The organism is Phytohalomonas tamaricis, from assembly GCF_003012345.1.
Taxonomy (GTDB): domain Bacteria; phylum Pseudomonadota; class Gammaproteobacteria; order Pseudomonadales; family Halomonadaceae; genus Phytohalomonas; species Phytohalomonas tamaricis.
On the sequence record NZ_PVRV01000021.1, the window covers coordinates 91,801 to 115,645 of the forward strand.

Annotated in this window: 17 protein-coding genes and 1 pseudogene; 10 read left to right on the plus strand and 8 right to left on the minus strand. The window is 52.0% G+C overall.

Annotated features, from left to right (window positions below; genetic code table 11):
• Positions 1-12: 12 nt before the first annotated feature.
• The 3 genes from gabT to C3Z11_RS10225 all read left to right on the plus strand — a co-directional run bounded on the left by gabT (position 13) and on the right by C3Z11_RS10225 (position 2,556).
• On the plus strand, positions 13-1,326 hold the full coding sequence (gene gabT / locus C3Z11_RS10215; protein ID WP_106477859.1) for a 4-aminobutyrate--2-oxoglutarate transaminase: 1,314 nt from the start codon (positions 13-15) through the stop codon (positions 1,324-1,326).
• 14 nt (positions 1,327-1,340) lie between these two features.
• Positions 1,341-1,988 carry a hypothetical protein gene (locus C3Z11_RS10220; RefSeq protein WP_106477860.1) on the plus strand — a complete coding sequence of 216 codons (648 nt, stop codon included), beginning with the start codon at positions 1,341-1,343 and terminating at the stop codon, positions 1,986-1,988.
• A gap of 70 nt (positions 1,989-2,058) precedes the next feature.
• Positions 2,059-2,556 (plus strand): Lrp/AsnC family transcriptional regulator, encoded by a 498-nt coding sequence (locus tag C3Z11_RS10225; protein WP_106477861.1) that lies wholly within the window; start codon positions 2,059-2,061, stop codon positions 2,554-2,556.
• Here the strand turns inward: C3Z11_RS10225 and C3Z11_RS10230 are convergent.
• Both C3Z11_RS10230 and C3Z11_RS10235 read right to left on the minus strand, forming a co-directional pair.
• Positions 2,533-2,655 (minus strand): annotated as a pseudogene (locus tag C3Z11_RS10230) (transposase); the annotation flags it as partial. The gene C3Z11_RS10225 and the pseudogene C3Z11_RS10230 sit on opposite strands and share 24 nt — an antisense overlap.
• Before the next feature lie 729 nt (positions 2,656-3,384).
• Positions 3,385-5,247: a bifunctional sugar phosphate isomerase/epimerase/4-hydroxyphenylpyruvate dioxygenase family protein gene (locus C3Z11_RS10235; protein WP_106477862.1), complete on the minus strand. Its 1,863-nt coding sequence runs from the start codon at positions 5,245-5,247 to the stop codon at positions 3,385-3,387.
• A gap of 515 nt (positions 5,248-5,762) precedes the next feature.
• Here C3Z11_RS10235 and C3Z11_RS10240 point away from each other — a divergent pair.
• The 3 genes from C3Z11_RS10240 (at position 5,763) to aroQ (ending at position 8,526) form a co-directional block, all read left to right on the plus strand.
• Positions 5,763-7,088 (plus strand): MFS transporter, encoded by a 1,326-nt coding sequence (locus C3Z11_RS10240; RefSeq protein WP_106477863.1) that lies wholly within the window; start codon positions 5,763-5,765, stop codon positions 7,086-7,088.
• Positions 7,089-7,204: 116 nt separating this feature from the next.
• A complete protein-coding gene (locus C3Z11_RS10245; RefSeq protein WP_106477864.1) occupies positions 7,205-8,068 on the plus strand; it encodes a shikimate dehydrogenase family protein in 864 nt (287 codons plus the stop codon).
• The gene (gene aroQ, locus C3Z11_RS10250; RefSeq protein ID WP_106477865.1) at positions 8,068-8,526 is read left to right on the plus strand and encodes a type II 3-dehydroquinate dehydratase; all 459 of its coding nucleotides are present in this window, start codon (positions 8,068-8,070) and stop codon (positions 8,524-8,526) included. The genes C3Z11_RS10245 and aroQ overlap by 1 nt, the downstream gene beginning before the upstream one ends.
• A gap of 1,519 nt (positions 8,527-10,045) precedes the next feature.
• Here aroQ and C3Z11_RS10260 read toward each other — a convergent pair.
• The gene (locus C3Z11_RS10260; protein ID WP_106477867.1) at positions 10,046-11,302 is read right to left on the minus strand and encodes an OprD family porin; all 1,257 of its coding nucleotides are present in this window, start codon (positions 11,300-11,302) and stop codon (positions 10,046-10,048) included.
• A gap of 956 nt (positions 11,303-12,258) precedes the next feature.
• Between C3Z11_RS10260 and C3Z11_RS10270 the strand changes: the two genes are divergently transcribed.
• Positions 12,259-14,688, plus strand: a complete 2,430-nt coding sequence (locus tag C3Z11_RS10270; protein ID WP_106477869.1) for a membrane-bound PQQ-dependent dehydrogenase, glucose/quinate/shikimate family — start codon at positions 12,259-12,261, stop codon at positions 14,686-14,688.
• Between the two features lie 478 nt (positions 14,689-15,166).
• On the opposite strand, the gene C3Z11_RS10275 is transcribed toward C3Z11_RS10270, so the two are convergent.
• Positions 15,167-16,699, minus strand: a complete 1,533-nt coding sequence (locus tag C3Z11_RS10275) for a sensor domain-containing diguanylate cyclase (RefSeq protein WP_262927345.1) — start codon at positions 16,697-16,699, stop codon at positions 15,167-15,169.
• Between the two features lie 608 nt (positions 16,700-17,307).
• Here C3Z11_RS10275 and C3Z11_RS16830 point away from each other — a divergent pair.
• Positions 17,308-17,457 (plus strand): hypothetical protein, encoded by a 150-nt coding sequence (locus tag C3Z11_RS16830; RefSeq protein WP_158700997.1) that lies wholly within the window; start codon positions 17,308-17,310, stop codon positions 17,455-17,457.
• A 994-nt stretch (positions 17,458-18,451) separates the two neighbouring features.
• Here C3Z11_RS16830 and C3Z11_RS10280 read toward each other — a convergent pair.
• The 3 genes from C3Z11_RS10280 to C3Z11_RS10290 all read right to left on the minus strand — a co-directional run bounded on the left by C3Z11_RS10280 (position 18,452) and on the right by C3Z11_RS10290 (position 20,570).
• Positions 18,452-18,793 (minus strand): type II toxin-antitoxin system PemK/MazF family toxin, encoded by a 342-nt coding sequence (locus C3Z11_RS10280; protein ID WP_106477870.1) that lies wholly within the window; start codon positions 18,791-18,793, stop codon positions 18,452-18,454.
• Complete coding sequence (locus C3Z11_RS10285; RefSeq protein ID WP_106477871.1) at positions 18,790-19,002, minus strand: antitoxin MazE family protein; 213 nt, start codon at positions 19,000-19,002, stop codon at positions 18,790-18,792. The genes C3Z11_RS10280 and C3Z11_RS10285 overlap by 4 nt, the downstream gene beginning before the upstream one ends.
• A gap of 248 nt (positions 19,003-19,250) precedes the next feature.
• On the minus strand, positions 19,251-20,570 hold the full coding sequence (locus C3Z11_RS10290; protein WP_106477872.1) for an aminotransferase-like domain-containing protein: 1,320 nt from the start codon (positions 20,568-20,570) through the stop codon (positions 19,251-19,253).
• A gap of 139 nt (positions 20,571-20,709) precedes the next feature.
• Here C3Z11_RS10290 and C3Z11_RS10295 point away from each other — a divergent pair, with 139 nt between their 5' ends.
• A complete protein-coding gene (locus tag C3Z11_RS10295) occupies positions 20,710-21,927 on the plus strand; it encodes an MFS transporter (protein WP_106477873.1) in 1,218 nt (405 codons plus the stop codon).
• A 182-nt stretch (positions 21,928-22,109) separates the two neighbouring features.
• Here the strand turns inward: C3Z11_RS10295 and C3Z11_RS10300 are convergent, their stop codons facing one another.
• Positions 22,110-23,045 (minus strand): DMT family transporter, encoded by a 936-nt coding sequence (locus C3Z11_RS10300; protein WP_262927346.1) that lies wholly within the window; start codon positions 23,043-23,045, stop codon positions 22,110-22,112.
• 64 nt (positions 23,046-23,109) lie between these two features.
• Here C3Z11_RS10300 and C3Z11_RS10305 point away from each other — a divergent pair, with 64 nt between their 5' ends.
• The gene (locus tag C3Z11_RS10305) at positions 23,110-23,601 is read left to right on the plus strand and encodes a MarR family winged helix-turn-helix transcriptional regulator (protein ID WP_106477874.1); all 492 of its coding nucleotides are present in this window, start codon (positions 23,110-23,112) and stop codon (positions 23,599-23,601) included.
• Positions 23,602-23,845: the final 244 nt, after the last annotated feature.

The window sequence follows — 23,845 nt, forward strand, 5'->3', positions numbered from 1 at the left end:
GGGAGCCTAGAAATGAACAACAATGCCAATCCTGCCCAGACCCTACTGCGTCAACGTGAACATGCTATTCCACGTGGTGTAGTCAATGCGCATCCACTGGTCATCTCGCATGCGTGTGGCAGTGAAGTCTTCGATGTGAATGGACAGTGTTATTTGGATTTTGTCGGCGGTATCGGTGTGCTCAATGTAGGGCACAACCACCCGCGGGTCGTGGCCGCAGTACAGTCCCAGGTTGAGCGCATCTCACACATGAGTTTCCAAGTTGCTGCATATCCGGGCTATATCGAGTTGGCCAGTCGGCTGGCCAAGCTAGTCGGTGGTGAAGAGGCATATCAGAGTGTGTTATTTACCTCGGGCGCCGAGGCAGTGGAAAACGCCATCAAGATTGCACGTGCCTATACCAAGCGGCCAGGCGTAATCGCGTTCCGTGGCGGTTTTCACGGACGCACTCTGCTCGGTACTACGCTGACGGGCATGAGTCAGCCTTACCGGCAGAATTTTGGGCCCTTTGCGCCAGCTATCCATCACATCAGTTATCCCGACGCGCTGCGTGGAATCAGCGGAGATGATGTTCTTGAGGAGTTGGAAACTCTGTTTGCTACTGAAATCTTGCCGAATCAGGTCGCGGCTATTCTGATCGAGCCCGTACAAGGTGATGGTGGTTTCTTGCCAGCGCCTCGTGAGTTTATGCAGGCGTTGCAGGCACTGTCCAAGCGCCATGGCATCGTAATGATCGCCGATGAAATACAAGCAGGCTTCGGACGCACAGGGAAGATGTTTGGCTTCGAACACACGGGTATTCGCCCCGACCTGGTCACAGTTGCCAAGAGCCTGGCGGGTGGCCTGCCCATTTCCGGAGTAGTCGGGCGGACTGAAATCATGCAGGCACCTGAGCCCGGTGGACTGGGAGGCACCTACGGTGGCAATGCACTGGCTTGTGCAGCAGCGCTGGCAGTGCTGGATATTTTCGAAGAAGAAGGATTGCTTGAGCGCGGCCAGGCGATGGGGGAGCATTTAAAAACTGGACTACAGCAGCTTCAGGCTCAATATCCCTTCATCGCAGAAGTACGAGGGCAGGGGCCGATGCTGGCGATCGAGCTGATTCAAGGCGAGCGCGCGAGGCCAGAGGATGCGGAGCTAGTCCAACACGTCATTGATCGGTGCCGCGAGGGCGGACTGTTGGTGATCAAGTGTGGTATTCACCGTAATGTAATTCGCTTTCTCGCGCCGCTTACAACCAGCAATGAGCAAATCGATGAGGCTCTGTCAATTCTTGGAAAAGCGTTGAGCACCACTCTTCCTACTAAAATGCCGGCTATTGCCTGACAGGAGGACAGGGCATGTCACTTACCGACTATACGACTCTTTGTATTGATGCTCATGGCGTTCTGATCGATCGAGACAGTGCCATCCTGGAAGGGTTGGCACCGTTACTGTCACAATTGCCTGAACCGCCTACCCCAGATCGTATCATGGCGGATTATGTGCAGGCCCTGCATGCCTTGGTAGATGAGGAAACGGGTACTGTATCCGCGCACTGTCTCGTCTACCGGGAAATGGCTGAAACATGGGGACTCGAGCCGGACTGGCAAGCGGGTATCGAGTTTGCCAGCACGCTCGGTGTGGGCTCGCTCTATGAAGATGCGCCAGGAGCTATTCACTATTTGCGCAAGTTCTATCAGCTACGCATCGTGACCTCCCTGGATGAGCGAGAGTTTGCTCCCTTTGATCAGAAAATCGGGCTGACGCCGTCAGAGCGCCTGACAACGGGTAGCTTTGTGGCAGCCCGAACAACCTTGAAGCAAATAGCTGCTGACGCAAGCACTTTATTGTTGACTGCTGGCCCGCCTCCGCCAACGTGCCGGGCCGGTCATTACCGAATCACACGTGCAACTTCTCAGGGCTCCGGGGATAACCCACAATCCTTTATCACGCTTAGTGCTTTTATCGGTGCTCATCAGCTTGCGCTGCGCAACGAATTCCTTTAGACAATAGTAGTATTGAATTCGCCCCTCCGGGCGGGTTCGTCACTACAACAAAAAGGAAGAAGGGCTACGTATGGTAGGCAGTGTCCGGCTCGACCGCATCGATATCAACATTTTAGTACAGCTTCAGGCCGACGGTCGAATGACCAACGTCAACCTGGCTGACGCTGTGGGGCTATCGCCAAGCCCTTGCTTGCAGCGCGTCAAGCGGCTGGAAGCTGCAGGCTATATCACATCGTTCCAGGCACGACTCAATTTGGCTCGAATGACGGATAGCGTTACTGTCTTTACCGAAGTTACTTTGACTGACCACCGTCGGGAAGACTTCTTGCGTTTCGAGCAAAATATCCGCCAGCTTGATGAACTCATGGAGTGTCATTTGATCAGTGGTGGCTATGACTATCTGCTGCGTTTCATTACACGTAGCATTGCTCACTACCAAGAAGTAATGGAATCATTAATCGAGCGGGAAATAGGCATTGAGAAGTACTTCAGTTACATCGTGATCAAATCCCCGATAATCAAGGATCAGCTACCGTTACGTACGCTATTGGCGCAGGCGAAGATGTAGTCGGGTCGGTATCCGGTCGAAGGTGGCAACGTCACGCCACTGTTGAAAGCGCTGGTAGCCAGTTTTCCAAGGTCCGTAGCGCTCCGGGAAATCCCGCCATTTGTCGCCAGAGCATTGGGTTCAGAAGATGCCATTGGGTATGGACATTCCGTGTCTTGGGACGGGGGAATGATAACCTCGATCATGTACTCGTGATTGTCGGAAAGCTTGTAACGTCCTAGCAAACACGCCTCCCATAACATGACGGGACATAGCGTAGCATCAGAATTTTTCAGCCAAGCCGTAGGTATCATATGCTCGATACTGAAGCGGTCAAATTAAGTGACTGATGCGACATTTCCTACCAGGCTTGATATTTTAGCTTGGTATCCTTGCATTTCCTTGTCATACCGGTGGAACGATGGGCAGGTAAGGAGAACTATTAGCAACACGGTGCTTAGATGGTTTCACAGTGGAAATACCAAAATGGTGATGATCTACTAGTCTTCGACTATTCTTTACGCCCCGTCGATCATCATGGGGAAGGATGGAGCGGCGACTGAAGACAATGGCAATGCTATATGTTTTGTCATCTTTCATTCTGCGGGACGATGGCGGGGGACTTTTTACTAAGACGGCCAAGGTTCACCGCAACACTTTACGCGCGAGAGGGTGTGTTTAATGCAAGACATTTTCTAAACATGAGTGTGAAATATCTACTGCCAGACTGATGAGATTAGCTTGAGAGAAAAGATAAGCGTTATGGGTCAGGCGACTGTATCTAGTTATCGGTAAATGAGAGTCCTCGTCCTTAAAGGACGAGGAATAGTCGGCATCTGCTGGTGAGAATTAGGCAAGGCCTCTCTGTTTACTCATCCTTGCCTGCGCGGCCAAACGGATTGCGGCATTGGCCGCTCCAAACTGTGAGTAATGGAGGCGCCTTTCAACTATCTCAAAATAGAAGTGGCCGGCAAATAAGGGGGTATAAGCATGGAAAAATTCCCCTTCATCAGTACGATCATAGAGAATATGACGTTGACGTATTGCTTCCAGCAGGGGCTCGTCGAGATCGATACGTGCTGCCAGGTCATCATAGTAATTGTCAGGGATGGGCAGTAGCTCAACGCCATTTGCAACGATTTTATCGATGGTGTCAAAGATGTTGTCCGTCGCAAGCGCGATCTGTTGCACACCGCCTTGATGCTCGGATAGGAAACGCCCCGGCAGCGTCTCTCTTGCTGGCGAGACATTAAGTGGCAATCGGATGCTCTGGTCATGGCTGATGACTGCTTGACTCATCACCAAACCACGCGGATCAGCAAGTTCATGTTCGCTGCCGGCAGCGAAATCGAATACGGTCTTGTAGAACAGTTGCCAGCTCTGCATTTGGGTAGGTTGGAGAACGTAGGAGATATGATCGACGCACCGCAGTCCGGCCTGCTGTCCCTCGCTCTCCCCGAATAGTTCAAAATCAGTATGCCACTGTTTGTGTTTGGCCGTCTCGGGGTCGACCAGGTAGATCAGGCTGCCCTCAGGGCCGCGCAACGCGGGGATGCGCATTTCTCCCTCACCGACTGGGCCTGAATAGAATTGAGCTTTGAAGGCGCGTGCACGTGCCAGGGCAAGATCGGGATCATTGACCCGAAAGCCAACAGCACAGACCGATATCCCGTGCAACAGGCGGAATGTGTGCGCAAAACTGTCGGTTTCGAAATTGAGTACAAAATGAATGTCGCCCTGACGCCACAGATCAATGTTCTTGGAGCGATGGCGTCCTATACGCTTGAAGCCAAGGGCACTGATCAACTTACCGAGCGGTTTAGCGCTTTCTTCATCAAGAGTGAATTCTATAAAGTGTATTCCATCGTATGCTGGTGCCGACGGCAGTGGGGTGAACATCTGGCTATTGGTTGCCATATTCTCGAGCAAAATCAGTGAACGTATACCATCCAGTGCCGTGGCTTGAGTCGGGGCGGCACGAAAGGCGTCATTGAAAATCTCGTGAGAGAGAGGTCCGCAGTAGCCAGTCTTGGCTAGCGCCTTCATGAAATCCTTGATTGGTAGGCGTCCCTGCCCAGGAAAGCAGCGGTGATGGCGACTCCAACTCAGCACATCCATATCAAGCAGTGGTGCGTCGGCAACTTGCACCAGGAAAATACGCTCGCCAGGAATATCAGCGACCGGGGCTGGATCAAGCCCCAGTGCAAGCATATGAAAGCTGTCGAGAACCAAGCCGAGATTAGGATGATTGCCGCGTTGGACAATATCCCAGGCATCACGGTAGTCCGATGTGTAACGTCCCCAGGCAAGTGCTTCGAAGCCAATACGCAACCCGTGTGCCGCCGCTCGTTCGGCGAGTTCATACAGATCGGCGGCGGCGCGTTCCTTGTCGTCAATGCACAGCGGGGAGGTATTGCTGCACACCAGCATGAAGTCTGTCCCCAACGCTTTCATCAGTTTGAATTTGCGTTCGGCTCGCTCGAAATTACGTTCGCGTTGCGGGGAGGGCATCGCCTCAAAATCCCGGAAAGGCTGAAGCGCGATGATCTTAAGCCCTAGCGATTCAGCTAGCGCACGCACTTCTTCGGGAGAGCCGCCATAAGAGAGCAGGTCATTTTCAAAGATCTCGACGCCTGTATAGCCGGCACGCGCTATCGCCTCCAGCTTGTCAGGCAATTCACCGCTCAGGGAAACAGTAGCAATCGCTCGCATGAGTGAACCTCTTTAGCTGTGAATCATGTTTGGCATGCAGGACGTCCGAAGAGAAAGCCCCTGACTCCCGGCGTTACTTGTTAACGTGCGATCCATAAACGAGGCTATAGCAGAGAAAACTCTGCAAATAGTTTTTAATCTGCATGTTCGTTTGGCGATATAAAGTTCGTAAGGCGAAAAAAGCCTATCGCATAATTTGCTTTCTTTCTAGAGGCTATGGCATGCGCACCGTTACGCAAGTGCATAGAAAAGAATTTACCTTACACACTACAAAATTTTTTATTCATACCTTTTAATCTTTGTGAAGTACCTACCGCTTGTGTATGCGCTCACATTCGACTTTTGTTGAGGTTGCGTTGATGCAATCAAACGACAAGAATCGGAAGTGTTCGTTATAAAAATACTTATTCGGTATACGAATTAATTTTGCGCAATGATAAGTATTTTACCCTTGTGAATCGACCATAGTATTAATCAAGCCCAACACACTGCTGCCAGATAAAAGGATAATTCCCATGCCAGATGCTTTTGTCGCAACAGAGGCACGTGCTGCCGCAGGCTCAGCTGTGCGACCGTCTCGAGCACGCTATGGTGTACTGGCATTGATTGCTGGCGCTACCATGATCAACTACCTCGACCGCACTATTTTGGGCATTGCTGCACCGTCTTTGAGTAAGGATCTAGGTATCGATGCCGCAATGATGGGGCTGGTTTTCTCTATTTTCTCGTGGAGCTATGTACTGGCTCAGGTACCCGGTGGTTTGCTGCTTGACCGTCTTGGTTCACGATTGACCTATTTTCTATCTCTGGTGCTTTGGTCTGCTTTTACGCTGATTCAAGGTTTCGCTACTGGCCTGTGGAGTTTATTAATTATGCGCTTGGGGCTGGGCTTCAGCGAAGCTCCAGCTTTCCCGACGAATAATAGGGTGGTGGCTTCCTGGTTTCCTGCTAACGAGCGGGCACTGGCGACCGGTACCTATACCGTTGGCGAATACATTGGTTTAGCTTGCTTCAGTCCAATGCTGTTCGCCTTGATGGCTGCGTTCACCTGGCGTTCGCTGTTTTGGGTCGTTGGCGCCGTCGGTATCTTGTATGGCGTGCTGTGGTGGTGGCGATATCGTGATCCCCAACGTCATCCTCGTGTTAATCGCGCTGAGCTTGACTATATCGAGGCGGGCGGTGGTTTGACCACCTATATTCCGAAGCAGGAGCGTGCCCGATTCCAGTGGCGTGATATCGGCCAGCTACTGAAGTATCGCCAGTTCAGTGGTATCTGTGTTGGTCAGTTTGCTGGCAACTCAATGTTGGTATTCTTTCTGACGTGGTTCCCCAGTTATCTGTCTGAGCAGCGTCACATGGAATGGCTACATATCGGCTTTTTTGCTATCGCGCCTTTTTTGGCTGCGGCAGTTGGGGTGCTGTTTGGTGGCTGGTTCTCAGATTACATGCTCCGCCGGGGCGTGTCGGTCAACATCGCACGCAAGCTTCCAATTATTACCGGCTTGCTGCTGGCATCGGTGATCGTTGCTGCCAACTATATCGAAAGTAACACGTTGGTCATAGTTGTGATGTCGGTTGCCTTCTTCGCGCAGGGTATGGCTGCACTGGGCTGGACGCTGGTGGCCGATATTGCCCCAGCCAAGCATCTTGGCCTGGCAGGAGGGATATTCAATCTCGCAGCCAACTTGGCAGGGATCATCACTCCTTTGGTCGTCGGCTTCATTGTCAGTGCCAGTGGCTCCTTTGCTGGCGCGTTGCTGTACATCAGTGCGATGGCATTGCTGGGGGCGTTGGCTTACATCTTTATGGTTGGCGATATCAAACGCATCGAAATGGAATAATGGCTGACGTGCATAACTAATGCAGGCGCTTCATAACGTCATCATCCGAACCACAACGGTTTCTTGCCTCTACGGGTACCTTCGGGGCCCGTCTTTTCTTTATAAGGAATGAACGCATGCGTCTTGGACTGATTGGTAAGAGCATTCTCCGCTCCAGCTCACCGGATCTGCATATCCGTCTAGGTCAATTAACGGGAATACCAGCTACCTATGAGCTAATCGATGCATTAGAGACGCCAATCGATTCGCTGGGAAGTAAAGTCAATGAACTCGTCCAGCAGGGTTACCGTGGCGTCAACGTTACCTATCCTTTCAAGGAAGAAGCAGTGCGGGTTGCATCCAGCATATCCGAAGGTGCGCGGATGGTCGGCTCGGCGAATACCTTAATTTTCAAACCAGAGGGCATTCACGCTGAAAACACTGATTTCACTGGTTTTATCAGTGGCTTCAAGGCAACGTTAGGCGAACGTAAACCCGGGCGAGTCCTCTTGATTGGTACCGGTGGTGTTGGCAAGGCGGTAGCCTTTGGGCTCGGAAAGTTGGGGACCGAAGAAATCATACTGCTGGATTTGGACGAGAGTAAGTCGCGTCATCTTGCTGAAGAACTGTGCAATAACGGGTTCAACGCTTCGACTATTACACAGGATGCCCTGGCAACTACCGTGTCTGAATGCGATGGTTTGGTGAATTGCACACCAATTGGCCATGAAAAGAGTCCCGGCTGTCCATTACCTAAGGCGCTGATCGAAAGCCGACACTGGATTTTCGATGCCGTTTACGTACCGGCCGTCACCGAGTTTATCACTGCCGCAAAAGCCGCCGGTGCTCAAGTCATGAGTGGCGTCAGCTTGTTTGTTTTTCAGGGTGTCGACGCTTTTAAACTATTTTGCGAGGATGCCGACAAGCGTGTCTTGGCCGATGCACAGGCAGATGAGCTGTTCAAACACTACAAACAATTGCTATTAAAAGGAGCCATATAATGAGTGTACGCAAGGTACTGGTGCTCAACGGGCCTAACCTTAATCTACTGGGTACCCGTCAACCGGAAATCTATGGGTATGAGACGCTTGATGATATTCATCAGGCTGTACGACATAAGGCTGAGCAGAAAGGCTGGACGCTGAGGTTCTTCCAAAGTAACAGCGAGGGTGAACTGATTGATGCCATCCAAGCGGCGCGCCTTGATGGCACCGATGCGATTATTATCAATCCAGCCGCCTACAGCCATACTTCAGTGGCGATTCTGGATGCATTGAATGCATACGAGGGAAAGGTCATTGAAGTGCATCTTTCCAATATTCACAAGCGTGAAACCTTCCGCCATCACTCCTATGTCTCACTGCGTGCCGATGGTGTAATAGCCGGGCTAGGCAGCCGTGGCTACCTGCTAGCGCTTGACGGGCTAGGGCATGTTGACGTTTCGAAGCAGAAGACTTAATGGATAAGGATAAACTCGCAGAATTGTGGTTTCCACGCCGACAACAAAGCGAGTTTGTATAGCTCGATTGGCAATCAATGATTAGCTAGGGCCGAAGCTGGAAAAAAGGCGATAACCATAAAGAGGCTTCCATAGCGTAATCGGCTAGGCTTTCAGCCTGCTCGGAAGGATCGGTGTAAGATAAAGATCTTTGAGGTTGTTAAGTTGATGGTAGTGCAGATGTCTCGATACTACTGTCTTGCTGACACAGGCCATCATGTACACAGCCAGAAATTCCACCTTCTATTAACAGATAAGTAATATCCATTTCCACATGTAATCGCTCATGTTAAGGATTCAGCCTGAAGTGAGAGATTTCTGTATCAATAGGCTAATAGACTTTCATTCGGCTAAGGAACGCGGGCTTCTTGCATATCTTAGATGCTTTCACTACTGACGACCGGCGATTCCAGCTTGACGTCAAAATTTCTCTCGCTGTCGGACATTACCGGCACATCCGCCGCTGACCAAAGCGATTACAATACCGATACCTGTTTTGCGATACATCATAATGTGCCTGTCCGTTCGTGCCTGCCATCCTTTCGATTCGTTCTGATCGCAATATAGTCGACTCGTCAACGCTTACGCTGCGATATTAGGAACAGATAATTTTAAACGAAAAAAGCCAAATAAATGAAAGAAGACACGCCATGCGTGCCTTCTTTCATTAACGGATAGAATAAAACGTACGTTACTGAGAGGAGGAAGGAATTCCAGATTGACCGCTAGGCCCTGACATTGAACTACCGGATGACAGGCCGCTCTGCGATGCCCTTTCGGTAGGAGAAGACAAGGTGCTACCTGGTTTTGTGTCGCTCGGTGAAGTCACGGAACCTTCGGACTGGGTGCTCACTCGGTCTTGGCCTACGGAAGAATCAGACTGAATGCCGTTTTCGGTAGGTCTTCCAGTCGATGTCGAAGACATTCCACTTGATGCGCTGCCAGAGGAAGACATACCACTGGTGCTATTGTCTGGTTCCCCCTGGTTAGCACAGCCAGCGGTAATACCCCCAATCGCTAACAGCGCAAGACAACATAATCCTTTTTTCATCCGGTTCTCCTTGTCTGACATTAAGTAGGAATTCTCAAACATATAAATGATGAGGCTGTCTCGACAGCACGCGGCGCTAAGCCAACGATTAACGTGGACATTAATTAGCGTAGGCCATTCTCTCTGTGTCAGCTTTTATTGAAGTAGTCCAATTGGGGCGGATATCCCGATAAGCCTCGTAATGGAGGCAATGAAGGTGTTCATGATCAAACAGATTCAACGTCGGTTTTCCGATGAACTCAAGGCGGATGAGGTGAGCCTGGTAGCCGATCAGGGATACTCGTACTTGAGGCCGCCCGGCATCTGGGAGTTGAGCGCAGCGTGTTGGATCGGTGATGCCACAAGCTCCGTCAGCAAACATAAGGCACCTCGAACTTGCTTTTTCGTAAGCGTCTGGCTTGGCGGACTACCCGCCAAGCCAGAAGAGCATTACAGAATCGACAGCGGATAGTTGAAGATGATGCGGTTCTCATCCAGGTCTCGGGTGTTAACCCCTGAGCGAAAGCTGGAATTGCGCCACCGGACGGCGAGGTTCTTCAGCGAACCGGTCTGGATGACGTAGGCGAATTCGGTTTCACGACCCCATTCCTTGCCGTCGCTGCCACTGGCCGTATCGATATGATCGCCGCTGATGTAGCGGTTCATCATCGTCAGCCCGGGCAAACCCAGCGGTTTGAAGTTGAAGTCATGACGCAGCTGCCAGGAACGCTCGCCAGCATTGTCATAACTGTTGTTGAAACTATCGTTGGCGAGGGTGCCACCGCTAGTCCCGTTGACACGCATCCACGTATCGCCGCTGACTTTCTGCAGGCCGAGATAGATGGTATTACTGCCGAACTTCAGACCGAATAGTCCGGAGTAGGTCTTGTTGTCTAGATCACCGGCACGGGCGCTCCCCTCGTCACCGCCATGGAAGTAGCCGACATTAGCGGTCAGCGCCATGCCCTCGGTCAGCGGTTGGGTATGTACCACCTGTGCATATTGCTGCTCGTAGACATCCTTTAGCTCTGCGCCCCACAGACCGATGACGGTGCGCTTTTCGTTGAACGTATACTCACCGCCGATAAAATTGAAACGGTCGGAGAGACCACCGCCATAGCTCATGTCATCCATGCTGTCAGTATCTCGGGGACTGTTCTGACGGAACTGACCGGCCGTGAGCATCAGCCCATCGATATCATGGGAGGTGATCATGCCACCTTCGAAAGTCTGTGGCAGCGAGCGCCCGTCATCGGAGCGCAAAATGGGCAGCACCGGCATCATTTCACCGATCTTCAATACGCTTTCACCGACTTTGGCTTTGGCGGAGACGCCAAAGCGGCCGTAGCCATCGGCCGAATGCGGATCCGAGTCGGCATCCTCTACCGGCAGAAGGCCGGTGCCGTAAGTGTCGCCACCTCCGTCCAGCTTGACTGCGAAGCCGGAGAGTACGTCAACGCCGAAGCCAATCGGGCCGGGCGTGTAACCTGACTCAACATTGAGAATGAAGCTCTGAGTCCACTCCTGAGCCTTGTCGCGCTCGACACTCGAATCGCGAAAATCACGGCCGATGAAGTAGTTGCGGGCGGTCACGCCAATCTTGGTGTCTTCGATGAAGCCTTGCGCGTGGGCGTTGATGGATGCGCCGAGGCAGAGCCCGAGGCTAGCCAGCGAGATGGCGCTAGTGAGTGTCTTGCGTTTAATCATTGATTTTTTTTTCCCTTGTATCGCCGACCGTTGCGGTCTTTGCCGCGATGCGCTTGGCAACTGATCCGACTGCAGACGCAGCTGGAAATTTTTATTAGCAGTTGTTAATGACACAGTGCGATTATGCCGCCCGGGTCTTGGCAGTCAATTGCTGGACATAACGACCTTAGGAGTAGATATGATGCGCGGCTATTCGCCACAATCGACGAGCGTCCTGTCGACTAAAACATTTTGATATCATTAATTGGTCTGTTATCCGTATTCGAGATAACCTTTTAATATCAATTAAATCAATTATTTATGGAGCGGTGACCGGTAGTTCTTGTGTTCGGAGAGGAGGCTGGAATTTGGACGAAGCGCAAGGGCGCAGCTCCAGTCGATGTCGGTGGTCGATCGCAGGTCTACGACCAATTTGACGTAAACGGATGAATCTATTTTATAAGTATTCAGGAGCGATCCCAGTTCAAGCAAAAAGGTCTGTTCGGCTTCTCCCTTCTTCTTGGCTTGGCTTTCCATCCATCTTTTTTGTACATATATCGAGTCTAGATATCCTCTCTCCTAACCGGCTACAAACCAGTCAATAAGTGATTTGCAGCCGGTATTCGGTTTACGTCTTGAGCTCACCATAGGCGATACGATCAAGTTTTCTCATCGTGGTTGTCGCACATACGACTCTAGCCGTGTCATGCACGAGCCACAACCTATTGGGCAGCACCTCCCAAAGATACCCAAACGCAGAACAAACGTGTGCCTCTTTGGAGAGTAAAGCCATTCCCATATGGCTTGAGCCTCGGTTTTAAAACAAGAATTCGATAAGGAATAAAATCCGACGGATACTCCCCTCGCCGGTAGCCGCGTCGCGAAACGGCACTATTGTGATAAAGTCCGCCTATCCGAATTGGTAATTGCATTTCACTGATGATCGGAGTTGTGTTTGTCTGTAAATGGAGATTGATATGAAGCAAACTGGCAACAACACGATATCGGCACCGATAAAGGTGCTGCTGATCGCTGTTGGGCTGATCTTCGCTATTGCCGGACTGGGCTTGGCGATCGGCGGCGCCATGCTGATCGCGCGCGGCGGCAGCTGGTACTATCTGTTTATGGGCTTGGCTCTCTTGGCCTCAGGCGTTCAGATTGTACGCAGCAGCCCTTCGGGTACTGTAATCTACACCCTGGCTTTTTTAGTTACAGTGATATGGGCCTTCTGGGAAGCGGGTCTCGACTTCTGGGCATTACACGCACGGATATTCACGTTCCTTTGCGTCTTCTTTGTGCTGATGCTGCTGCATCCACTGATTCTCAAGCGGGCTGGTCGCAAACCGGCAACTGTACTTAATCTCAGTGTCGCTGGTGTGACCTTGCTTGTCATTGTCGGGATGGTCTGGGGGATGTTCCAGCCTCATGGACGCCTGGTTGCCGAGGCACCAACCGGCCAGACACCGGTTGCCGATGAAGCGCCATCGAACTGGGAGCACTACGCGGGTGACACCGACGCCACGCGCTTTGCGGCACTGGATCAGATCACGCGTGACAACGTGCAGGATCTCGAAGTCGCCTGGACCTTCCGCACTGGCGATACCCCTCTAAGCCCCGGCGGCGGCGGCTCCGAGGATCAGGGCACGCCCCTGATGGCAAATGGCACGCTCTATTTCTGTACGCCTCACAATACTGTCATTGCACTGGATAATGCCACGGGCGAAGAAAAGTGGCGTAAGGAGTTCCCCACCGAGACGCGTACCTGGGTGCGTTGCCGTGGCTTGGCGTATTTCGATGCCACCAGGTCTCTTGAACAGCCAACTGCTCCAGACAGCACTCCAGTACCTTCGGTGACGTTGGCTGAAGGTGCTGCCTGCCAGCGCCGCATTTACATGAACACGATTGATGCCGTGCTGGTCGCCATCAATGCTGATACTGGCGAGTTCTGCACTGACTTCGGCAACGAAGGGCAGATCGACCTGAAATCCGGTCTTGGCAATGCCGAGTCTCCGCTTTACTCGCTGACGTCACCCCCGACCATGGCAGGTTCTACGGTCGTTGTGGGTGGACGCGTAGCGGACAACGTCGCGCTTGATATGCCCGGCGGGGTCATTCGAGGCTTCGATGCCATTACAGGCGAGATGCGTTGGGCCTTTGACCCTGGCAATCCTCAGGATCGTCAGGCTCCTGGTGACGGTGAGACCTACGCTCGCTCGACACCCAATGTCTGGGCGCCGATGACCTACGATGCAATGTCAAACACCGTCTACATGGGCGTCGGTAACTCCGCGATTGATCTTTGGGGCGTGGAACGCTCTGAGCTTGATGAGACCTATGGCGGTACAATTCTTGCCCTTGATGCTACGACGGGTGATGAAAAGTGGCACTATCAGACGGTACGCCACGATCTCTGGGACTATGACGTCCCCATGCAGCCCACGCTGATTGACTTCCCTAACGGCGATGGTAGCACCGTACCGGCGCTGGTCTTTGGCACCAAGGTAGGCCAGCTCTTTGTACTCGATCGACTTACCGGGGAGCCGCTGACGGAAGTCGAAGATCGCGAAGTCCAGACCGCCAATATCCCGAATGAGCGCTATGCAACTCATCAGCCGGTATCGGTTGGCATGCCTCAGATTGGCGCCCAACGTCTGACAGAGAAGGACATGTGGGGCGGCACTCCCTTCGACCAGCTGATGTGTCGCTATATCTTCCTTGGCTACCGTTATGATGGTCTGTTTACCGCCCCGGACACCGACTACTCGCTGAGCTTTCCCGGATCGCTGGGTGGCTTGAACTGGGGAGGTGTCTCCTATGACCCAACGTCGCAGACCATGTTCGTCAATGATATGCGTCTCGGGCTGTGGGTTCACATGGAGCAGCAGGAAGCCGATGATACGGGGACCGATGGTGCTGAAACAGTTAACGCTGGGATGGGTGCCGTACCGCTAAGAGGCACGCCTTATTCAGTGCTGAAGGACCGCTTCCTGTCTCCGCTTGGCATTCCCTGCCAAGAGCCTCCTTTCGGCACACTGACTGCCTTCAATATGCAGACTCGCAGTGTTGACTGGCAGGTGCCGCTCGGGACCGTTCAGGACACGGTACTGTTCGGTATGAAGACGCATCTGCCCATGCCGATCGGCATGCCTACCATTGGCGGCTCGCTCGCTACTCAGGGCGGATTGGTGTTCTTTGCTGCAACGCAGGATTATTGGCTGCGTGCCTTTGATAGTGCCACTGGTGACGAGGTCTGGAAGGCGCGTTTGCCCGTGGGCTCGCAGGGTACTCCGATCTCCTATATTTCATCCGAAACCGGAAAACAGTATGTGGTGATTTCAGCGGGTGGCGCTCGCCAGTCGCCTGATCGTGGTGACTATTTGATTGCCTACGCATTACCTGATAGTTAATTGAGTGTGCGATAACCCTCAGAGGTAAAAGGCAAACTACAGGCTGTGCTAAATGCAGCCTCGGTGCAAACACTGCCCATCAGGTTTCTGATGGGCAGTTTTCATTTCATTATGGCACGCCACATTGGGCTATCGCTGTGGTCAAGCTGATCCTGACTAATGCCTTCATTAATCCGGTGCAGAAAGGAGCTGACCTAGTGATAAATATACATCGGTTCACTGGGGATTCGAGTCTGGTGGCGTGGGGGGCTGGTCTGGTAGCACTCTGTGATCGCCGCCTTGCCGGGTTATCTGTGACCCAAGCACCGGGTTTAGCTCAGTCTATGATGATTGGAAACAGGTTCGTTAAACATTAGTCAACCATACTAATGGCAGAGTTTTGCCGAGGTATGTGCTGGGCTTTTTTGCAATGGGGCCGGGGATAATTAGGCGCTGTGACTAGCCAAGCGTGTGCCTCGCATATGTCAACGACGCAGCGCTATAACTGGGAGCGCACAGGATGTATTCGATTTCTCCCGCCACGCTTGGCCAAGTACAACGCATCATCCGCCGCTTTTACCAGCGCATCAGTAGTCATCTCAGTATGCAAGGGCATATAGACGTGTAAACCAATACTGATGGTCACATACCCTGTTTCGCTTCCTTCGTGAAGGATACGAAGCTCACGAACCGTGTTGGAAATCTGTTCAGCGACCCGATGTGCACCGCTTTCATCGGTACTTGGAAGAAGAACGGTTATTTCTTCTCCGCCATACCGAACAGCCAGGTCGCCGGCGCGTCTGATGGACGCTTTGACTGCCTCACCTACAGCTTTGATGCATTCATCTCCAGCGGGATGGCCATAGAGGTCGTTGTATCGCTTGAAGTGATCAATGTCGATCATGATCAGGCCAAGCGGCGCATTAGTACGCTTGGCCCTGCTCATCTCGACAGGTAATACAGCATCCAAATGTCGTCGATTGGCAAGCCCGGTCAATCCATCTTGTAATGCAAGCTTTTCAAGCGCCAAGTGAGCTTGGCTCAGCTCTTTCTCGATGGTTATTCCCGACCTAATCTGACGTAGCAGAACAATACCAAAAGCCAACACGCCCAAGGTGGCTACCGACATAAAGAGCGCTGATTTATATAAGCCTCGATACCAGGAAGCCAGCATGGCTTGTTTAGATAGGCCAGCTTGCACAACCACCGGATAGCGATCCAGCTGCTTATAGCTATTTATTCTCTCTATCCCGTCGACTACGGAGGTAATATGGGCGGTGCCTGAAGGAGCATAGGGAAGGTACTGGGTGTAAATCTCTCCTTTTGCCAGACTTGTGCCGATTACGCCTGCATCAAAAGGACGGCGGGCCAGAACTGTGCCATCATTCAGGGCGATAACGAAATTGCCCTGCTCGTCCATTTGGAAGCCTGTATAGAAGGTTGTGAAGTAGTCTACACGTAGCGTCGCCAGGAATACGCCGGCAAAGCTGCCGTCAGAGTTATTGATTCGCCTGGATATAGGGATAACCAAGTCGCCTGTCGAGCGGCTAATAATGACAGGGCCGATATGCATCTGGCGATCATGAGCATTCAGCTTATGATAAATGAAGTACTCACGATCTGAATTGTTCGCGTTAGCAGGGATATTCTCCTTGTCAGTGACTATCCAGTTTCCATCTTTGTCGTAAACAAACACACCATATAGCTGAAAGAGCATTGCGGCCTGATTCTTAAAAAGTTGCCGCATTCTCTTCTTATCGACCTGGTTAATTCCGTACCACTCCACCCGCTCAACCATCCCAGAAGAGAATGAATCCAATTCCTTAATTGCATCCTCGGCATGCTGCGCTGCTGAGCGAACCAAGTTGGCGGAAGTGATTTCTGCCTCTTCTATTTTTTGGTTATAGCTCGTCCAGTTCTGCCATATTCCTATGGCAATAATTGCGGCAATGACAATGATAATAAAAGCCAAGGCCAAACGTTGAACGAACCGATGCCGGAATTCACTACGAAGGTTAGAGCGTGTAGTCATTATTTCTCACTGAACGACCTTGATTGACGGCCTTGAGATGTCAATCGGCTCTTTAGCTTATTTCTTGAAATAGCAGTAAAAATATAAAAATGTGGTTAAAGCAGCATTAAGCAAGCAGCCTAGCTCCTAACAAGGACGTTGAATGTTCCATAGACGGAGAGTAGAAGACCATGCCTGCTAGGGTAAAACGAGCTAGCTGGTGAGCCCTAGCTTGGAAGATGGTTTCACCGAGACAGCGAGAGATAATCTCAAATGTTGAATGACCCCATGGAACAGTACATAAGTCTAAATCACGCTGAGGGTATCCGATCTGGTGCGAGCATGCTGGTTGTATGAAATGGGTCTGGCTGGGTTGGCAGGTGGGTAGGTGAGGGAGGAAGAGCGGGCCCGTGCCAGCAATCGATCAGAGTAAAAAGAGGCAGGAGCCATAATCTGTGACCGGGACTAGGGAAAAAATAACCGAAGTTGGAGCGTAAGGTGCGCAGGATGAATCGTCATGGGTGCTAACAGAAAAATTATTTCACACCAAGCATAAAGTTTGTCGTATGAGGACCGATAGAGAGTCCGTTACCTTTCTTAACATTAATAATTTAGAAACGGACACGAACATGCAAGCTTTCGCCGTTGTGATACTTGTCACGGTCTCAAGTACTTTTGGCTGGTGGGCACTTTCAAAAATGTCTAAAGAAATTTCTGCGCAAATTTTGGCAGGCACATTAATAGCAATGCTATTGGGTGCAGGATTGTTTCCTGTTTAAAACGATCATGAGTTATTATTTTGAATAACTCATAGTGCTTATTTTTTTGCAAAAATATATTCATATAAAAAGCTTTCTCCTTAAGTAGTTTTTTTGAAAAAGAAGTTGCGTTATCCAAAGTTTAGTCTCGATTACAAGCACATTCCCTCAGTTATTTATTACCCTCCCTGATTAGTAGGAACTATCAGTGACCTGATTCTGGAGCTTGAAAGTGTTCCTATCATCTATTTTAATTTTTATACCGTTATCTTTTTTATTTACATAACCTAAAATTTATCTATTAATTAATTTGATAAACACTAGTATTAGAATCCCAGTGTAAGTCAGGAACGCGCTTTCTTTCTCAGCATACTGAAGCCAATTATTTATCTGGCTTTAATCAATGACTGGTTATCAGCACTACACGTATCAACACAATCGTGGAAACGCTGCTGGCCGTAGGTAAACAACGGATAGAGCAATAAGTGGTAAGAATTGACCTGAGGTAACCATACTCAGTGTGTCAAGTGCGGGAAAAGATTGGATTTATCGTCCTCTGCAAGAGACCCATCTAGAACGGATCGAAGTGTTTTTTCGTAGTCATGACTACGATCCGCATCGTCATGATACTTATATTTTAGGAATGTTGAACCGCGACTAGCCTAGGTTAGAGAGACTCTGCCTAAGCTAGCTACTGACCTCTGGCTACTGACCCATTCGGATCTTCGTAGCGTTACGCGAATACGCGCCCTAACGGAGTTCATTACTCAAGCAGCAAGGAACAGCTCGCTTCAAGGTAAAGCGCATGGGTGAGCGATCGTCAGCGGGCACTTCGCCGCACTGGCAGCCAAGCGTTACTGGACTGGTTAAGCGAGCTGTTGTGCAATGAGGCTAATTAGCCATTCATCTACTCATTCTGTGAATTGTGGTTGCCCCTCGTTGCGACGAGTGGACGAGCAAAATTGATGATTATCCAGCGGTTCGGACGCCATTCGACCTCGAGGAGGGCGATTTTTTAGCGTGCTATCCCCAGAAAGACGGTCAGGGCCCGGTCTACAGATAGTATAATTTCTGTATCTAATGTTCCGATCCTGCCACCGATTCGCTCGCGAGGAACCGTCAGAGTTTTGTCGATCATGATCTGAGACGTTTTTTGCAGCCCATTCCCGGGCGTTGGGTACACTGTAATGCGAAACAATGGCGTGTCACGCAGGTGACTAGTAAGGGGCAGCAGTGTAATAGAAGGGTGCTGATCGAAATGGTCGGACTGGATGATCAGTGCCGGTCGTGGCTTGCCGTAATCACCGGAGGCCGTCACCGTGACGAGGTCGCCTCTACTGAGAGGACCTTCGCTCACTGCCAATCCTCAGTATCAGTGACATCGTCAATCCAGTCGAGGACCTCTTTTTCGGTCGGATCATTATGGAGGGAGCGTGACTGGCGTCGTGCTTCTTCGATGAAGTCAGGCCTACGCGTGTCCGGCACCCAGATCTGGATCGGACGCAGGCCTGCACGACGCAGCGCATTGCGGTGCTCCTGGACGCGTTCGGAGACGGATTTAGCCATGATATAGCCCTCCTATTCTAGATAGCTATTATATTGTTACATGTAACATGTTCTGTCGTCCAGATTTAGATGTTGAGAAGGGCAGCAGAGGTACCCAGAAGTACGCTTGTTTTCAAATGGTGGGATAGCAATTAACCGCCAGGTTCCGCTGTATTCTGCATCGCTGCGGTGTCGATAGCCTGCGAGGAGCGGGTAGACTGATGGATGTATTCTCTGTTCAGTCACCTGTTCGCTCGACACCAGCTACGCTATCCGAATGGATTACTAAGAAACCTAGTCGCCCTCACATCCCGCATGTAAGCCACATTGATACGCATCCAGGGTGAGCTATTTGCATCTGGCAGAAATACGTGTCCTGGTGACAGACTAATGCCGGCTCGCTGAGCATTCCTGACTAGCTGGGTTGAGCATTCGATCTTAGGATGGCGTACCCAGATGAACATGCCCCCGGCGGGTTCCGTAAAAATATCCCATCCTGCGTTTTTGACCAGATTGAGCGTAGAAGCCATCTGTCCGGAAAGTTTGGTTCTTAACCGTTCGGTTAGCTTCCGGTAGGTACCATTCTGAAGCATGGTCATCAGCACCTGCTCGGCGAAGCGCGAGGCGGCAATACTGGTGAGCATCTTGACGTCGACTAGCTGCTTTATCATTCCCGATTCGGCGACGATGAAGCCCACGCGCAAGGCGCTAGACAGACTCTTGGAAAAACTGCCCAGGTAGATGACCCGGCGCAGACCATCGAGCGCGGCCAGGCGAATAGTCGGGTCCTGCTGGAAATCAGCGTAGATATCGTCTTCGACAATCTGAAAGACGCTATTGGTGAAAAACAGCTTAGGTTTGTGCGTCTTCAGCAAAGACGCCATCCGCTCTGTATCTGGCCCGTCGACGAGACGGGGGACGCCGACTACGTTCACTTGCTGCAGGCGCAACAGGCCAAAAAGATTGTAATAGCCCGGCGACTCCACAAAGACGGTATCTCCCGGTTTGAGCATCAGCCGAACGATAAGATCGAGCGCATGACTGCCGCCGCCCGTCAGCAGAATCTGTTGGGTATCGGTATCGATATTGAGCAATCGCAAACGCTCCTGGATCAACATCCGTAGTTCCGGGGTACCCATCGGCGTGCTGTAATCGAAAAGCCCCGCTCTGCTCTGACGAGTGACGTGACGAATGGCATAGGCCAGGTCATCGCCCTCACGCCATGTGTTGGGCAGCCAGCCACAGCCCAGTTTCAGGCTGGCATCGTCAGCTTGGAAAAGGTTCCATATCTCATCTGTCACATCCTTTAGCCCAGCCGCTGCTATACCGCCTTTGGACAGGACGCTGGCGGCGCTCTCGGCGATGTAGAATCCGGAGCCGGGCCTGGAGCGGACGAGTCCTTGGGCGAGCAGGTGCTCATAGGCCTCGATCGCCACGTTACGACTAACACCAAGCTCCGCCGACAGACGCCGGATCGAGGGTAGGCGGCTTCCACCCCCTGCAGCATGCCGCGCAATCCACTCGCGCATGCCGTTCACCACTTGTTGCACCATGGGTATCTGCGAGTTGTGATCTAGATCGAACTTCACCGCCTGAATACTCCTTGGGGCTGGCACCGTTCATAAAAATCGGAGAACAGTTCATGAGTTATTAACGGCAAGTGTACCTTATCGGCAGGGATTCCCGGTGCGAGGGTAGAGGCGTCTTGTCATTCGCCTCAGGTGCTACATGAACTCATTGAATGTTCTCCGCCTTTCCTTCGCGCTCTGTATGATCACCAGTGCAGTGAACCTGCAGGCACCGCTATACGACGCACTGGCCGTGAAAGAGGGGCTAGGTGTCGGGGCGACCACGGTGGCGTTTGCCTGCTATGTCGCGGGCATCCTGCCGGTGCTGTTGGGCTTAAGCGGGCTTGCCGATCGGATTGGACGGCGTCCGCTGATAATGGCGGCGTTGTGCCTATGTCTGGTGGCCACATCGCTGACCCTTGTGGCACCCGGGCTTATTACCCTGGGCATCGCTCGTTTTCTGATGGGCATCGGGACCGCGCTGACCTCAGCCGTTGCGCCAACGTATATGCTCGAGCTGTACAAGGGAAAGGATCACTGGGTACCGACGAATTGGGTGACAGCAAGTACTTCACTGGGCTTTGGCCTTGGGGCCGCGGCCACCAGCCTATTTGTTTTACAGGCCCCTAGCCTGACCCCGCCCAGCCACGGGTTATACCTCGGTGCAGGAAGCCTGGCACTGCTACTACTGCTCGGTTTGCAAGATAATGCTTCACGTCACAAGGACACTGCCATGCTACGTCTACCGGCGTACCCAGCCGGTAGCATGCCGTTCGCAATGCCGATACTGCTGGCCTGGGCAACGGTGGGATTAGTCATAGCGATTTTGCCGTCAGCGCTGGCCCCGCATGGCTTGGCGGCATGGTCCGGTTTTGCCACGTTCGGTATCTGTAGCTGTGGGGTGTTGTTTCAGCCGCTGGCGCGCAAGCTTTCTCCCTCCACATCAACTCAGTTGGGACTGGTCATTCTTCCACTTGCCTACGCTTTGATCACGTGGGGAGCCCTTAAGGGCGTGCTTACCGCCGTGCTTCTGGGAACTATGGCGGCAAGCAGTGCCTGCTACGGCTTCGTTTATCTAGGTGGGCTCAGTGGTGTTCTCGACGTGGCCGGGCCGAGCAAGACGCGGGCGAGTGCAGGTTTCTTTCTGATGGCCTACATCGGCTTCAGTTTGCCGGTTATCGTGACAGGGGAGTTTGTCGATCTTCTTGGTCATACCGTCGCGCTGACCAGCTTCGGCGGTGCCTTGGTAATCGGCTGTATTGGGGTAAGCATGAGCTTCAGGCTTCAAAAAAAGTGCTGTAAAGTCAGCGTGGCTTATGTTCGTCTGACGGTATCGCACGTTTGCATCATCATTGCTTACTGTTTCCGCTTCGGGTAAATACTGCCACTCCTATGTCTTAACCATGCATCATCCCTTACCCCGGCAGTCGTCGGGGCGGCACGCATGATCGGTAAAACCGTCACGGCAATGAGCGCCAAGGCCGAAACGTTGCAGGAGTGAGCCCCACTTAATATCCGCTAAAGGACTCCTCCGCGGAACTCACTCTTTTTGGCGTTGCGTTATGTCGCTTTGCTCCGGTCCCTGAGATGAAAAAGGACGGTGCCGAGGACGATTAGTATTGCAGCCGGACCAAGATGGTTCGGCACATCCTCACCCAGGCCCAAGATAGCGATGAACGTCCCGATCAAGGCGGCGATGGTACCGATCTGGCTGAAATAGACCGGCCCGGCCAACTTCTGGAGCAAGAAGTAGAAGAGGTAAAGCACAGTAAATATGCCGATTTCCAAGATGAGCAATCGGAGCATCGCCATAGAGTGGAGCAGCTCAATGGCTTGCCCTGGCTCGAAGACAAGCACGAACGGCAGCAATGACGCGGCGCCGCCGAACATCATCAAGGCGGCGAGATAGCCCGGAGAAGTATCAGGGGGCCAACGCAGGGTCCGATAAAGGTTGCCTGTTGCTATGATGATCGGCATTGCCAACACTATGGCTGCCCACCCCCAACTGTTCTCCGTTCCACTGGTTTTGTCCAGAGCAACCAGTATCCCACCGCTCAGCCCCAGCAGAACCCCGAAAAGACGGGCTAGACGTAATGGTTCCAGCTTCAGCATGACAGCCAGAAACCAGGTCACAAGAATCGGGAAGGCAAAACTCAACGAGACGAAACCAGCACCAACATGACGGACTGCCAAGAACCCTATGGCATTGGGCAACGCAAAAAGCATGCCTGAGACGGCCGCATACTCAAGCGTGCGCTGGGTCAGCGATATGGATTGACGCTGCCACCATGCGACGCCCATCAACAAGCTGCCGGTGCCCAACATGGCTACAACTAAAAAAGAAAGGCGTGGTGCCCCGGCTGCATCCGCCAGCTTTGCCACCACGAAGGACAGCGCCAAAAGAATACCGACGAGCAGCAAGCAACCCAAGGCCTGCCACTTGCCTCGACCTGCCGCCTTGCGTTGCAACACGGTTATCGCCATCATCGTCTCCATTATGTATTCATGTATCGTGAATCTTTATATAAAGTATCTTAGTGCAAAGATATCTGGAGAAGCAATGAGTACTGTAGAACGAGCCATTGAGCAGTGGGAGCGAGAGATACCTGAGCTGAATCTGCTGGCGATGGCTGTGGTAGGCCGCCTCAAGGTGGTGACCCGTCTGGTGCAGCGTGACTTCTTGGAGCCTTTTTTCAAGGAATACGGGTTACAGGGAGGAGAGTTTGATGTACTCGCTACCCTGCGCCGTGCGGGGGCACCTTATGCTTTGGGCCCAACACAGCTCTATGAGGCACTCATGATCACCTCAGGAGGAATGACCAATCGGCTTGATCGACTCGAAAAGGCAGGACTGATTGCACGAACGCCTAACCCCGAAGACAGACGAGGAACTCTCGTTTCGCTCACTGAGGAGGGACTCACTCTCATTAACCGGATCGTTTTCCTACATGTGGAGAACGAAACACAGGCGCTTGCGGGGCTTTCTCGAGAAGAACAAGAAACTTTGAACCGATTGCTGGGTAAGCTGATTGCTGGGTTTGAAGCGTCTTAACCGCAACGCTACTTCAGCCATTCACCAAAGGGGGAAAGCCACAACCATGTCTATCTTGTGCACGCGGATATCATGCTGGATGGGATTTTCCCGATAGGCATCGGCCCGAGATCACAAGGGCCTCATCGTGGAGTGCTCGCCAACCCGCCATTGCCAGAGCCATCAATGCTTTGAAGGAAATAAGCAGTTCGAACCTCCGATGCCCAATTCGAACCGAGCCATTGATCTGATACAACCGCCGCTT

Coding starts and splice junctions, on each gene's coding strand:
- gabT (WP_106477859.1), top strand. CDS start 13: ATGAACAACAATGCCAATCCTGCCCAGACCCTACTGCGTCAACGTGAA.
- C3Z11_RS10220 (WP_106477860.1), top strand. CDS start 1,341: ATGTCACTTACCGACTATACGACTCTTTGTATTGATGCTCATGGCGTT.
- C3Z11_RS10225 (WP_106477861.1), top strand. CDS start 2,059: ATGGTAGGCAGTGTCCGGCTCGACCGCATCGATATCAACATTTTAGTA.
- C3Z11_RS10235 (WP_106477862.1), bottom strand. CDS start 5,247: ATGCGAGCGATTGCTACTGTTTCCCTGAGCGGTGAATTGCCTGACAAG.
- C3Z11_RS10240 (WP_106477863.1), top strand. CDS start 5,763: ATGCCAGATGCTTTTGTCGCAACAGAGGCACGTGCTGCCGCAGGCTCA.
- C3Z11_RS10245 (WP_106477864.1), top strand. CDS start 7,205: ATGCGTCTTGGACTGATTGGTAAGAGCATTCTCCGCTCCAGCTCACCG.
- aroQ (WP_106477865.1), top strand. CDS start 8,068: ATGAGTGTACGCAAGGTACTGGTGCTCAACGGGCCTAACCTTAATCTA.
- C3Z11_RS10260 (WP_106477867.1), bottom strand. CDS start 11,302: ATGATTAAACGCAAGACACTCACTAGCGCCATCTCGCTGGCTAGCCTC.
- C3Z11_RS10270 (WP_106477869.1), top strand. CDS start 12,259: ATGAAGCAAACTGGCAACAACACGATATCGGCACCGATAAAGGTGCTG.
- C3Z11_RS10275 (WP_262927345.1), bottom strand. CDS start 16,699: ATGACTACACGCTCTAACCTTCGTAGTGAATTCCGGCATCGGTTCGTT.
- C3Z11_RS16830 (WP_158700997.1), top strand. CDS start 17,308: ATGCAAGCTTTCGCCGTTGTGATACTTGTCACGGTCTCAAGTACTTTT.
- C3Z11_RS10285 (WP_106477871.1), bottom strand. CDS start 19,002: ATGGCTAAATCCGTCTCCGAACGCGTCCAGGAGCACCGCAATGCGCTG.
- C3Z11_RS10295 (WP_106477873.1), top strand. CDS start 20,710: ATGAACTCATTGAATGTTCTCCGCCTTTCCTTCGCGCTCTGTATGATC.
- C3Z11_RS10300 (WP_262927346.1), bottom strand. CDS start 23,045: ATGGAGACGATGATGGCGATAACCGTGTTGCAACGCAAGGCGGCAGGT.
- C3Z11_RS10305 (WP_106477874.1), top strand. CDS start 23,110: ATGAGTACTGTAGAACGAGCCATTGAGCAGTGGGAGCGAGAGATACCT.